This is a genomic window from Salinimonas chungwhensis DSM 16280 (genome assembly GCF_000378185.1).
Classification (GTDB): Bacteria; Pseudomonadota; Gammaproteobacteria; order Enterobacterales; family Alteromonadaceae; genus Alteromonas; species Alteromonas chungwhensis.
Window position 1 is genome coordinate 60,102 of record NZ_KB899389.1, and the last position, 13,612, is coordinate 73,713.

Below are 13,612 nucleotides of genomic sequence, written 5' to 3' on the forward strand. Positions count from 1 at the left end.
CAAAACACCTTTGAATGGCTTAGATAGCCTTATCATTATTAGTTTAATTATTATATCGGCAAAGTTCGTTCAATCCGAGAGCCCAATATGCCCAAATCACTCATTCTCTACAACTTTTTTTTGTCCGAAACAAAAGGGGTGGGGGTTTTTTGTACATTTTGCGTTGTACCTTCTTAAACCAGGTACAACGCGAAATATTAGTGGTTCAACATATTTTTAAATTCGGCGATGTCATCTACTCGCAGGCCTGAGGGCATTGTGTGGGTATTGAAATGGCCTTGGGCAAACAATACCAACTCGCCATAGAGTTCTCGATTGGCAACGCGCTGCGCATAATTTCTGACTTTATCAAAGGACAATGCGTTCACACAGCGTGCAAGCCGGGCATTTCGATTAAATGTATAATCTGCCGTGCCCAGACTAATCCATAATCTTTGAGATTTCATCGATAGCGAGAGATCCTGCTCATCGAGTTGTTTGAGCAGATTTTCCTGAATATTTTTCCAGTAGGCACTGTAGTAATCAATTTCATTTAGCTGGTCGAACAGAAAATGAGTTATTTCGGCAAGAATGTCTTGAGCAGAGTAACGCGGACTTTGGACATACAATGCCATCCCGGGATGCTGATTGTGAGGCACGTAGCCCGTACCTACCACATAGCCTAATTGTTTTTGTGTGCGCAACACATTGAAGAAAGGGCCTGCCAGCATTTGTTCCAATACCATGCACATCACAGTGTCTTCGATAGTTGCACTGGGCGCCTGCAAATAAAGCACCACAGCAGCATCATCATGCTCGCTGGGAACCTGATGAATCAGTGTTTTACCGGTGGGCAGGCGGGATACAGAACGAGCAAGCGCCTCTCCCGACGCCTGGGGCGTCAAAATATTGACGTCTGCACTGAACTGTTCCGCTTCTTCGGCTAACCAGTTTCCATGCATAAACGTTTCAAGATAGTACTTAGACATGGCTGATTCAGCAGTCACCATCATGTCGTCGTATGTGCATGCATTTACGGCGCTCAATAAGTCAACCGGGGCCTGGGTATTGCGCTGAATCAGCACGCTAAGACGAGAAAACAAGCGGTTAGTCGGCTTATTTAGCAGAGAGTTCTGCAAATTCTGTATCTGCATCGACTTGCGCAAGGCAAATTGTTCTTTGTTAGGAACCGTGGTGTTTATCGCTTTAATCAACTGTTTTGCCAGCAAGACCTGCTGGTTAGTGAAACCTCTGGTGTGGAGGCTGAACCCAGCCTGGTGGCCATATAAACGATAATGCAATCCGGCTATCTCTGCACGATAATACTGCGACTGGAGCTTATCATTTAAACAAGCAAGCCAAATGCGTTTAGCTGCGGTGGCATTAACGTCAGAACAAAATCCAGCGGTATCAAATGAAAGGTAAATATCGCCTTTAGGGGTGTGAAACTGGTGATCCTGTGCAAACCAGCTTCGATACCCCTGTTTTTGACAGATTAATTTAGGCAACGCATAGTCATTGTCTGGCAGGCATAGCGTGTAGGCATCACCGAGATAAGGATTAGGCGGCGGAAGTGCCATATTTTTCGGTACACCAGCCTGACTAAGATTCTCAACTAATGTGTCGGGTAATCTGCTAATACTGTACTTTGCGTTATAATAGTCGCAGACCTTATCAGTATCAATGCCCGGTGCTATCACCTTTACCCTTATTCGTGACGGGGTAAAATAGCTAAGAGCGTGTTCAAGGCTATTGCTGTCGTAGGTTTCTACCGGCGCTCTGAGAAGAGGAATTTCATCGAAATCATAGATAAACAGGTGCTGAGCATATTCACAGGCGACAGGCATCAGCTTGGGTGAATCTTCGTACTGATAGGCTAAAGCGTGTAATTGCATTTTTTCATCGTAGCGCCATTGTTCTGCAAGACCTTGCCTTAACAGCGTCAAAAAGCTGAATAATGCCATGAGAATTTCTTCACGATGGGTCAGCCCGTCCTGGGTTAACTGAAAACTCACATTAAAATCTTTAAAGTCGTCTCCTTCAATACCGCTCCCCGCAATCAAATTTGTGACCCAATTGCGGTTCTTAAGATAATTAAGTAACGAACCTTCTCCCTCGTCACCCAACAGATGGCTGATATAATCCAGAGGTTTGACTTTATAGTCGTTATGTAATGGTGGCAGCGGGAACGTTACGATCATTCGTCGAGCTGCCTGTAACGGTTCAATGGTAATCTGGGTACCAAGCTGTTCGGGTAGGTACAGTGCCGGCCATTGGCAAGGGGCAGGTTCACCGGCAGGCAGAATGCCAAACTGTTTTTTAATCAAGGGAATTAGAGTATCAGCCGGGATGGCGCTAAAAATACAAAGCGTCATATTGCTACCGCCATAAAACGTCCGGTGATGTTCTGTCAGCGCTTCTTGCAGAGCCTCAATACCATTACGTTGAAAAATATCTGCATTACCCACGGAAAATTTACTAAAAGGGTGGGCCGGATTACACGTTTCTTTGTGAATCTGATAAAGGCGGCGCAAATCATCTTTTCGCTTGAATTTGAATTCCGCATCAATGGCCTCCACTTCTTTCTGCAACGCATCCTGCTCAAGTAGTGGGTGAGCAAGCATGTCAGCAAAGGCCGGCAGCAATGAAGGCAGCGTGCTTTCGTGACAATGAAAATGATAATTAGCGTACTCTGTGCCTGTCCAGGCATTGAGCATCCCGCCACAACGCTCTATCAAATCGTTGATGGCGTTAGCTTTTGGCAGATGTCTGCTACCAAGAAATAATGCATGTTCCAGTAAATGCGCCAGTCCTGGATAAGTTTGCGGATCGAAAAAGTGCCCTGCTTTTACCGCCATTGAAACATAGGCAGATGTTCCCTGGGGAGGTGGACAAAGCATGACACGCAGGCCATTGGGTAAGGTGAAAAACCTTGATTGTGCTAAATTTAATGTTGTCAAAATACTCTCAGGTCAAAGAATTAACTACACTCACATAAAGTGAGTGTTTTAACAGCCTCCAGAACAGCACAATCGGGTGAGGCGTAAGTATGAATACATAATCGGGTGCCAATATCGCTAGGCGTTAAAACCTGATTCTGATATTGTAATGCAGCAGTTCTCTATACTATTAATAATGTAATGTCACGTCAAAGCAGCGACTCTACCTTGCTATTTATTATGCGCCATGGCGAAGCCGAGCCTGCTCGTCGAGACGATCGTTCCAGACAACTAACGGAATATGGTCGAACTCAGTCTCTAACTACGTCAAACTGGCTTAAAAAGTACAGTCAAAATGACTCTATCGACTTAGCCCTGGTATCACCGTATCAACGAACCCGCCAAACCCTGGACATGATGGGCCACCACCACAAGTTTCTAAACAGCCAGATTTGCCAGGATATCGTGCCTGATGGTGATATTCACCTTTGCCATGATTACATTGATGCGCTTCTGCAACAATCCTTGTCCAAACATAAACCTTTAAAGACATTGTTAATAGTCAGTCACATGCCCTTTGTCAGCTACTTGCTGGATGAAATTTGTCAGATACAGCGTATGCCACTGTTCGCAACGGGCGCTGTCGCGGTAATCGATTATTCCGGTAAGGGCCACCGTGGTAGTCTCTTAGAGCATTACCAGGGCAGTTAAGTTCAGCGGTTTCACACCAGTAGAATTATGCTTTGCATACCCTGTCATTTTTTTGACAGTATGACTTAATGTGACGACGACACTTTAGAAATGTTGAAAGTGACCGATATAAGGTGTAGTGAGAGTTTAGTTGCTATCCGGACATGAAGATACCGGAAAGGTAACATGAAAGGGTAATATCAGCATGACTACGAAATCAATACCGGAACTACTGCGGCGCTCGCTGGAAAGTCACCTGGCCGCATCTGATTTGCGCGAAGACGAAGAAATGAAAGTGCTTATGGGTAAGCTAAATAATCTTTCAGCAAAGGTAGCAGCCGCTAAAGCTCAGGTCGTTGCCCGTCGCAATCAGGTAAAAAAATAATAAGGACTTATTCCGCCATTTTAGATTTATCGGGATCGGACTGAGGCGCATAAAACTCCGGCATAATGCGCACAGTTTTAATCATGTTTTCATTAATATCGACAATTTCGACCGGGTAACCAGCCAGCCGAACACTTACCTTATTCTCCGGAATTTCTTCAAGATACTCTAATATAAGCCCATTTAGCGTTTTGGGACCTTCTATGGGTAACGCCCAGTTCATCTCTTTATTCAAATCCCGAATATTTGCACTGCCGTCAATCAATACACTGCCATCTTGCTGGACGTTTACTTCTTTGCTGTGATCAGGAACCATGCTGGTGGTAAAATCACCAATGATCTCTTCTAAAATATCCTCCAGCGTAACCAATCCCATGATATCTCCGTACTCATCGACGACCAGGGCAATGCGTTCTTTTTCAGCCTGGAACTTGTACATCAGCGTATGCAAAGGGGTAGACTCGGGCGTGAAGTAGATCTCTCTTACCGCCCGTAACAGACTAGATTTTGTGAACTGGTCTTTTGACAACAAGCGCAATGCGTCACGAACATGCACAAAGCCAACTGCATCGTCAACTTTGTCGCGGTATAGCAATACCCGGGTATGTTGGGAACTGGTTAACTGTTTTTGAATTTTTTTCCAGTCATCATTGATATCAATGGCAAAAATTTCCGCCCGGGGCACCATGATGTCTTCTGCGGTAACACTTTCTAGATCCAGGATACTTACCAGCATATCCTGGTGTTTTTTGGGTATCATCGTGCCAGCTTCGTATACCACAGTTCGCAGCTCTTCACGGCTCAGTGAATCATCACTGCCGCTGGTCGGATTTATCCGCAAAAGGTAAAGTATGCCGTTGGTAATACTGTTGATCAATGCGACAAAAGGGTACATCACGGTAAGCAGCGGTAACAAGATCAAGGAACTTGGGAAAGCTATTTTTTCCGGATAAAGGGCCGCCAGGGTTTTGGGCGTCACTTCTGCAAAAATAAGCAGAATCAGCGTTAGCCCGAAGGTTGTGGCAAAAAAGCCCCAGTAGTCACCAAATAAACGCACGCAAATAATGGTGGCTATTGATGAGGCGGCAATGTTAACCAGATTGTTGCCAATCAGAATCAGGCCTATCAAACGGTCAGGGCGTTCCAACAAGCGCTGAACCCGGTTTGCTCCGCGATTGCCTTCCTTTTGTAGATGCTTTAGTCGATAACGGTTTATCGACATCATGCCGGTTTCAGAACTGGAGAAATAGGCAGAAAAGAGTATTAGCACCGCTAAAACAATAAAAAGGGTGCCGGTAGATATGTCGTCCAACTATTGGGTTCCTGTACTGATCGTCAATCTATAAATTTTAAATATGGTTTGCACGATTAAGCCCGTGTCTAAGCGGTTCTCAACTAAAGAAAGCACCGCTTATAATAAAATTTCGCGCACAAAACGGCTGCCAAAATAAGCCACTGTTAACAGTAGCACGCCGATTACATTGAGCAAAATAACCTGTCTGGCGCGCCAGCCACGTAGTTTTTGGCCGGCGAGTACAATAACATAAAGAATCAGCGCAAACATGGAAAGTACAGTTTTGTGGGCATAAAGCCGACTGAACATATCTTCCAGAAAAACAAAACCGCTCACCAGGGAAATCACCAGCAGTACGGTGCCAATCTGAACCAATTTGAACATCATACCCTCAACCATCATCAACGGGGGGAGGGAGGAATGTAACAAGCTGGAGCCCTTTTGCTTCAGGCGATAAGTGATATAGGACATTTGCAGCGCATATAAAAATGCGATAACCAGCGTACCGTATGCAAACAATGACAAGGTGATGTGAATAAGTAGCCCTGGCTGAAGCTGAATATGCATGATGTGTTCAACGGGAATAAGCAAGGATGCCGCCACAGTTAACGCAGAAAAACAAAATACTACGGGCAGCAGAATTTGGTTGGGTAAGATTTTTGATGAGCCCAGCATTGCCGCAGTAATAAGCCATGAGACCAGTGACATGACGTTGGTTATACTCATATTCTGTCCGGGTGCGATAATGATCGCCTGCGTGAGAAATGCGATATGAGCTAACGCTGCCACCGCGGCGGCGATTAACGGTATCGCGTTCTCATTGGCGGGTTGGTGCTGGACAAAACGCCTCATGAATAAAAAGGCACTGAAAAGATAAAAAATAATAGCCGCAATGGCAAAAGGCGTGGTCATCAAAATTCCCGTAAAAACACATTCCTGAAGGGCGCGGAGACTGCCTCACAGCAACAAAAAAATGCTCCCCGCCGCTATTGATACTGCATGTCACGGCCAAATTCAACCATTGCTATGGTATTTTACCGTTTCACATTCACGTTAATGGCAAAAGAGTGATATCAATGGTACGTTCAGCGGCTAAATTTCGTTATACTATTGCCTGTTAATTTTTATCAATAAGAAGACTGCTTTGTATGTTTGAGAATTTATCAGATCGTCTCGGCCAGTCGCTGCGAAATATCAGCGGGCGGGGGCGTCTCACCGAAGACAATATCAAAGAGACACTTCGCGAAGTACGGATGGCTCTACTTGAGGCCGACGTTGCGTTACCTGTCGTTAAAGATTTTGTCGCCCAGGTGAAAGCCCGCGCTGTGGGCACAGAAGTGTCCAAAAGTCTTAAGCCCGGACAAGTGTTCATAAAAATTGTTCAGTCCGAACTTGAAGCGGTGATGGGTGAGGCGAACGAAAAGCTTAACCTGGCTACCAAGCCGCCGGCCGTTGTCCTGATGGCTGGTCTGCAGGGGGCTGGTAAAACTACCAGTGTCGGCAAGCTGGCTAAATACCTGACTGAGCGTGAAAAGAAAAAGGTAATGGTGGTAAGTGCGGATATTTACCGACCTGCCGCCATTAAACAGCTGGAAACCCTGGCCAATGAAGTCGAGGTTGGGTTTCACCCATCCACGGTACTGCAAAGTCCTGTCGACATTGTTAACGGCGCCATTGATGAGGCCCGCAAGCAGTTTTATGATGTTTTGCTGGTAGATACTGCCGGTCGTCTGCATGTTGATAACGACATGATGGATGAAATAAAAGCGTTGCATAAAGCGGTCGACCCCATCGAGACACTCTTTGTGGTCGATGCTATGACCGGCCAGGATGCCGCAAACACAGCCAAAGCGTTCAATGATGCGCTGCCACTAACCGGCGTTATTTTAACTAAAGCCGACGGGGACGCACGTGGTGGTGCTGCGTTGTCTGTGCGACAAATCACCGGTAAACCGATAAAGTTCATGGGGATGGGTGAAAAAGTCGATGCACTTGAGCCCTTCCATCCGGAGCGCGTTGCTTCACGAATTCTTGGCATGGGCGATGTTCTTAGCCTGATTGAAGATGTAGAGCGCAAGGTTGATAAAGACAAAGCCCAGAAGCTTGCGAAAAAAGTTCAGAAAGGCAAAGGGTTTGATCTGCAGGATTTTAAAGAGCAGCTTGAGCAGATGAAAAACATGGGTGGCATGATGGGGCTCATGGACAAGATGCCGGGCATGGGCAATATGTCTGAAAAGCTCAAAGACAGTGCCAATGACAAGCAATTTAATCAAATGGAAGCAATCATCAACTCTATGACTCCCGGGGAGCGCGCCAGACCTGATATCATTAAAGGGTCACGAAAGCGCCGAATTGCAGCAGGCTCCGGAACACAGATCCAGGATGTAAACCGTTTGCTTAAACAGTTTACCCAAATGCAGAAAATGATGAAAAAAATGTCGGGCGGCGGTATGAAAAAAATGATGCGCCAGATGAAGGGCATGATGCCACCAGGTGGTGGCGGCATGGGCGGGGGCGGCGGTATGTTTCCGCCTCGCTAATGCATTGCTCGTTGAAAAACAGCCGCCCGATTTGGCGGCTTTTTTTATTATGCACCATAGCGCTTATGGCAGATACGCGCCCAGGCATATCGATACTGGGAAATTATCACAAATAATAATACACTTTCGTGCGCTGCAAACGTGGGTAACGCGACTGACAATCAAGTCGCCAACTCTCAACATCACCTGCCCACTTCAAAAATAATACTACGCAGCAGTCGCCACGTAACAACAGGATTTTTATGGCTGGTTTAAAACGCATTATTCTAATTGACACGCATCTGCCGGGAGTTGTGGAACTCAAGCTTGATGGCCACACCAATATTTGTGGTACAAATGCATCAGGCAAGACCACCTTGCAACGTCTGATACCAGTATTTTACGGCGAATACCCCAGCCGGGTGGTGCCTGCCACTCGAGACAGCTTTGAAAAATGGTATCTGCCCCGTACGTCCAGCTTTATTATTTATGAATATACCCGCTCTGATGATGAGCTATGTCAGGCTGTTTTATCGTCTGGGGGAAGTGGTGTTAATTATCGCTTTATCGGTAAGCCCTTCGAAATAGATGATTATCTGTTTGAACAAAAAAATCAAAAACACGGCAGTGTCTCCAGTATAGAGCTGGCCCGGGCAATGAAGCGCAACGATGTGCTGGTGACCAGTCAGCTTAATACCAAAGATTTCAGGGCCATTCTCCAAAATGATCACAGTGTCTTAAATCAAAGCAGCAATGCCCGCGAGCTTCTAGGTTACGCGCGGATCTTCAGTTTGTGCGCGTCGCAATCACATATTCGACACATGGAAAAGCTGGCTAAAGCAGTCCATTCAAAAGAAGGCAAAATGGAAACCATTAAAGCCATGATTGCTGCTATTTTGGAAGAAGATGGCGTTCAGCCACCAACCTCGAATTTAAGTCGTCACCGGGTGGACGATTGGTTACGCGAATGCCAGTTGATCAAACAATTCGATAAAATTCGGCCCGAGTTCACCAAGCTTGAACAGGCTAATCTTGCGCTAACATCTGCTGAACAAACACTCGCGCGTTTGAAACACCAGTTTGAGCAGGATAAATGTCAGTTAGCTGCGCGGGTAGAGCAAAGCAAGTCTGAACTTGATGACAACCAGTTTGCCCGCAAACAAAATGATAATCAGTGGTACGAGCGCAGAGATGCTCTCAACCAGACCGTTTCTGCAGCCCGCGCAGATTTAGAAAAGTTCACCAGTGAACTGGAAGGTGTGGAAAAAGAATATGATAACTGGCAGGCCGAGGATATTGAACAGTTGCGCGAGAATGTGGCCAACTTGTCGCAATGGCAAAATGAGCTGGAAACAGTTTCAGGCCGCTACAGTTTACTGACGGAAAAGCATCAGGATATCGAATCAGCGTACGCCAGGCGACTGGCAGAAGCAGGAGAAAAACTCTCTGTCACGCTCGAGCAACTATCCGCTGCGCGCCAGGAAGCAGCGGAAAAGCGTAGCACGCAGCAACAGCAGGAAAGTGAGACGTTGCACAGTATCAACGGGCAGTTTGCGACCCGCCAGCAATCTCTGAGCGAGGCTTTCCAGTCCCGGCTTAGTGAGCTTAAAGTGACAGAGGCTGAACTGCGGGCGAGCGTAAATAATATCGGCTTCAATGAATTCGAGCAGTCACAATTGGATTTAATGGACGCCAGCATTAAAGAAGCGACAATTCACGAAGATAGCATGCGTACTGAATACCGTCAGGCACAGTCGCGACATCTTAAGTTACAGCAGGCACGGGAGGCCGCGTCACAATCACTGGAAAAAGCCCGGCAGCAGTATCAGAAAGAAGAAGCCTCGGTTGGGGCGGTGGAGCAACTGCTTTTTCCCGGCGAGGGTTCTTTGCTGGAGTATCTGCGTAAGAATGCCAGCAACTGGGAGCAAACCTTTGGCAAAGTACTGCGACCGGAACTTCTGCAGCGCAATGATCTTACGCCCGGATTGAGTGATGATAACACCAGTATTTTTGGTATCACCCTGGCAACTGAAGTGCTTGAAACACCGGCTTACGCGCAGAGTGAGCAAGCGTTAAAAATACAGCTGCAGGATGCGCAGCAGCGACAGCAAAATGCGCTTGAACACCAAACTGAATGTGAGCAGACTCTGGCTAAAGCCAACGAAGATGTAAGAAATGCAGAACTTGTCCTGACTCAGAAAGATAACTTAATCAGAAGTGCTGAATCTGCCCGTAAGAGGGCGCAACAGGATAAAGATGCGTTGTTAACTGAGTATCAGCAGGCCTTGTCTGAGCGAAAGCAAAAGGCGAAGACCAGGCTGGAATCGAATACTCAGTCGCAGCAGAAAATCAAAGCCCAGTTTGAGCTAGATAAAGAGGAACTTAGTGACCAGCTACGCGAGGCTCAGACGGAACATAAATTCCACTGGCAGCAGCTTATCGCAGATACAGACGCCCAGGTCGCTCAGTGTGATGCAGATATTAGAAAAGCCAAAGATTTGGCTGCCAGCGATCGGCGGGAAATGGATGCATGGCTTGAAAGTGAACTGAACAACCGTGGTGTTGATGTAGATGAAATAGCGCAACTCAAAAAGCGCATCAAAGCGTTAAAAGACAGTATTTACAAAACAGAATCTCAGCGCCATAAAGTCAGTGATTATGAGCGGTGGTACCAAACGGTATTTACCGGCTACAAGATAACCTGGCAAAACAGTTTAAGTGATGCACGTAAATCACTGTCTGAGGCAGAACGTAGCCTGGCGCAGGAACACACTGCTTACCGCGATACCCGTGAGCAGCTGGGGGAAGCGCAACAAACCCTGGAGGTGACGCTCAAAACCACCAGTGAACAACGTGATCAGGTCACCGGGCTACTTAAAACCCTCGCGAAATTGTCCCTGGACACAGGTGACGCCGGGGTGCAGCAGATCACCGAGGATGCCACGGTAAGTCAACGCCTGTCACAGGCTCAGAATCTGTTACAGGAACGCGAAGAATTAACCGCAGATGTGCGCAGTTATGTCGAACGATTTGACCAGTTGATTGCCGCCCAGGCCGGAACCGGGCTATCCGATACATGGGAACGTGCGCGGCAGGAGTGTGCCGTTATTAGTGCACAGGGTGTAAAAGGAATTGATCACAGAAGAATGGTTACACATCTGGCGCAGCTACTTAATGTGATTGTGCCGCAGAAATTACAGGGGCTTAAAGAGCAGGGACGAATTTTTGGTGCCGATCTGACCCAGTATTATTATGTATTGGCAGATATCGATAAGCGCATTGTCAGCCAGAGTCGTCGTATTACTAAAGAAGTCGACAGTGAATTGTTTCTTGATGGGGTTACCGAATCCGCTGTGAAAATCCGTTCGCGCATTAGTGAGCTGGAATTCTGGCCTGAACTGGAGCAGTTCCGCGCATTATACGATGAGTGGATGGGATCGGGTGCAACAGAGCTGCCGGATGAAGAATATGGCCATAGTATGCGTCAGGTTCTGGATATTCTGGGTCGCGCAGCCCTTACCGGTGGTATAAGCAAATTACTGGATATTGAGCTGCATCTGCGTGAGGGGAATAGTGATCTCATCATTCGTACTGACCGACAACTTAACGAGTCTTCCAGTCACGGCATGGCTTACCTCATACTTTGTAAGTTCTTACTGGCCTTTACACGATTGTTGCGGACCGATGACAATACGACCGTGCATTGGCCTATTGATGAGCTGGGTACCTTGCATCAAAGCAATGTTAAAAAGATATTCGACGCCTGCCAGAAAAACAACATTTGCGTGGTCGGCGCGTTTCCGAACCCGGAATCGGATGTGTTATCCCTGTTTGAAAATCGTTACCTTATTGATAAGGTCAGTCGCAAATTACAGGTAGTGCAGCCAAAAACCAGTGCCATTGCCGAACGAATTCAATCCCGTCGTACCCAGGAGGAAGCGTCAGCATGATGTCTCAAACCGGTCATGTTCTCAGCCAGTTGCTGGAAGGAAAGTTCATCTGTCAGGTAACCGATGAAGAAGCCTGGCGCTTTCTGAAACGTCGCGAAAATGCGGACAAGCTGGAGCCCCATCTGAATTTGCTGAACCGCACCCTGACGAGTGCAGCTGACGGAGAGGTGTTTTTTGCGGCGTATTTGTCTCTTGGTGATGACGAGCGCAAGGTATTGCAAAATCAGTTTCAGGAGACCACTTCTGCACTGGTACCACTGGTGGAGTGGTTGGTTCTGGTTCAGCAGGCTAGTGAGGCAGACATGCCTGTCACGATGGGCAGTGCTATTCGGCTAAACGAATTGCAGTCAGTGATAGAAGATACACCTGCCTATGCGGAGCAGCTGGAAAAGATATCCCGGTATCGACTGTTCAACTCCACAAGCGTCAACCTGGATGGCCAGTTAAAACAGGTTTTCAGACGGCTTACTGATATGGGGTATCTGATAAAACCTAACCAGGACAAGCAGATTTATCTGGCTACCGGTCGGATAGAGCACCTGTACGATATGCTTAAGTTCATTGACGAAACAGAGTCTCTTTCATTGTCAGAACAGGCTGAGGCGGCGATTAGTCAGGGCAACCTGTTATGAGTCAGGCGCTGGTAGAGGCGGGAGGCAAACTACTCAATGCACTGGGTCGCCACAGTGAACTTATAATGCAGGCGTATCTTACCGGTCACGTCAATGAGCAGGTGTACAGCAAAAAAGTACTGGATCAACTTGTTCAGTTGCAGGTGTTATGGCGTCCTGACCCACAAAGTTCTTTACGATTAAAAGCAGCCGTAAGAACGCTGTTAGAAGGCAGTCTGCAGGATGAGCGCAATCGCACCATCAACGCCAATATCGGCGCCTCGCTGGCCAGTCTGAAAACACTTACTGAGCATTATAAAGAAGCGTTACATTACTCACGGTTTAATGAAGCGCATGCGCACATGACAGACTTGACCGAGCATGTCTATCAGCTTACCGAATCTCTGGCTAACAGTGTTCGGGTGATGTTCAGCCGAATTAATAATGAATTCGGCTACGTGGCATCGGTAGAAGCAAAAATCCGCGAAAACGAACTTGCCCAAAGTCAGGTGTCAGAGCTGCTGACGCAACTGGAATGTTTTCGGTTTGACGAGCTTAGTGAGCTGGCGGGCAGTAACCGAGAGCTACGCCAGTTGCTAGTAGTAGCACTGCAACAAAATTTTTCCAAAGCGGCCCAGGAACTTGCTGTCGCTCAGGCGCGTCTGCTTGACTTGCTGGGACGCTTTCGTGAATTTCAGGGACGCACCCGGTTACTCAAAGGTTTCTTATTACATATGGAGCAACAGCCAGACTTTGCTCCGGGTAATTATGCCAATCTTAGCGGGGTCCCCGTATTGTTTAACCAGTCTGCCGATTTACTCGGTGATGCCCATGTTGATGTAAACAATGTTGGACAGGAAAATGAGCACTATCAGATTATCGCCGCGCTGACCGATATTCAACGACGCAAAGAGACGACAGTGCCCCAGGCCTCTGCTGCAGACATCGATGTTAGCGAGCAAGAGTCGGTGGCACTTGATAAAGCACCCATTCAGTTAGCTGTGGAAGCCTACTTTTGCGATGTCATCGATTCTGGACAACCGTGCTCTGCGTTGACGTATTATGCACAGAAATCACTGACATTTGATCCTGAGGCCTGGATTTATCAGGTCATTGGCGGGTATCAGGCACTGGATGAACAGGATAAGCAGTTTTTTGCTCTTGATACCACTGGTCAGACGGACCCTACTTTCAGCGGTAACTTTTACATCAATGACATAACCCTGGGGTTGCGTTAATAACCTA

Annotated in this window: 9 protein-coding genes; 6 read left to right on the forward strand and 3 right to left on the reverse strand. The window is 47.1% G+C overall.

Translation table 11 applies throughout. The features are described from left to right. Positions 1-197 precede the first annotated feature (197 nt). Positions 198-2,939, reverse strand: a complete 2,742-nt coding sequence (locus tag F458_RS0116290; protein ID WP_026294739.1) for an insulinase family protein — start codon at positions 2,937-2,939, stop codon at positions 198-200. Positions 2,940-3,119: 180 nt separating this feature from the next. Here F458_RS0116290 and sixA point away from each other — a divergent pair, with 180 nt between their 5' ends. Next, positions 3,120-3,629 carry a phosphohistidine phosphatase SixA gene (gene sixA, locus F458_RS0116295; protein ID WP_018984506.1) on the forward strand — a complete coding sequence of 170 codons (510 nt, stop codon included), beginning with the start codon at positions 3,120-3,122 and terminating at the stop codon, positions 3,627-3,629. Positions 3,630-3,813: 184 nt separating this feature from the next. Continuing rightward, positions 3,814-3,993, forward strand: coding sequence for a hypothetical protein (locus F458_RS0116300; RefSeq protein WP_018984507.1), 180 nt, complete (start codon positions 3,814-3,816; stop codon positions 3,991-3,993). A gap of 7 nt (positions 3,994-4,000) precedes the next feature. Here F458_RS0116300 and F458_RS0116305 read toward each other — a convergent pair whose 3' ends face one another. Both F458_RS0116305 and F458_RS0116310 read right to left on the reverse strand, forming a co-directional pair. Next, the gene (locus tag F458_RS0116305; RefSeq protein ID WP_018984508.1) at positions 4,001-5,305 is read right to left on the reverse strand and encodes an HlyC/CorC family transporter; all 1,305 of its coding nucleotides are present in this window, start codon (positions 5,303-5,305) and stop codon (positions 4,001-4,003) included. Between the two features lie 99 nt (positions 5,306-5,404). Continuing rightward, positions 5,405-6,199, reverse strand: coding sequence for a cytochrome C assembly family protein (locus tag F458_RS0116310; RefSeq protein ID WP_018984509.1), 795 nt, complete (start codon positions 6,197-6,199; stop codon positions 5,405-5,407). Between the two features lie 236 nt (positions 6,200-6,435). Between F458_RS0116310 and ffh the strand changes: the two genes are divergently transcribed. The 4 genes from ffh (at position 6,436) to F458_RS0116330 (ending at position 13,605) form a co-directional block, all read left to right on the forward strand. Next, positions 6,436-7,827 carry a signal recognition particle protein gene (ffh, locus tag F458_RS0116315; protein WP_018984510.1) on the forward strand — a complete coding sequence of 464 codons (1,392 nt, stop codon included), beginning with the start codon at positions 6,436-6,438 and terminating at the stop codon, positions 7,825-7,827. 242 nt (positions 7,828-8,069) lie between these two features. Beyond that, the gene (locus tag F458_RS0116320; protein WP_018984511.1) at positions 8,070-11,756 is read left to right on the forward strand and encodes an ATP-binding protein; all 3,687 of its coding nucleotides are present in this window, start codon (positions 8,070-8,072) and stop codon (positions 11,754-11,756) included. Further along, positions 11,753-12,388 carry a condensin complex protein MksE gene (locus tag F458_RS0116325; protein ID WP_018984512.1) on the forward strand — a complete coding sequence of 212 codons (636 nt, stop codon included), beginning with the start codon at positions 11,753-11,755 and terminating at the stop codon, positions 12,386-12,388. The genes F458_RS0116320 and F458_RS0116325 overlap by 4 nt, the downstream gene beginning before the upstream one ends. Then, positions 12,385-13,605, forward strand: coding sequence for a coiled-coil domain-containing protein (locus F458_RS0116330; protein WP_018984513.1), 1,221 nt, complete (start codon positions 12,385-12,387; stop codon positions 13,603-13,605). The genes F458_RS0116325 and F458_RS0116330 overlap by 4 nt, the downstream gene beginning before the upstream one ends. Positions 13,606-13,612: the final 7 nt, after the last annotated feature.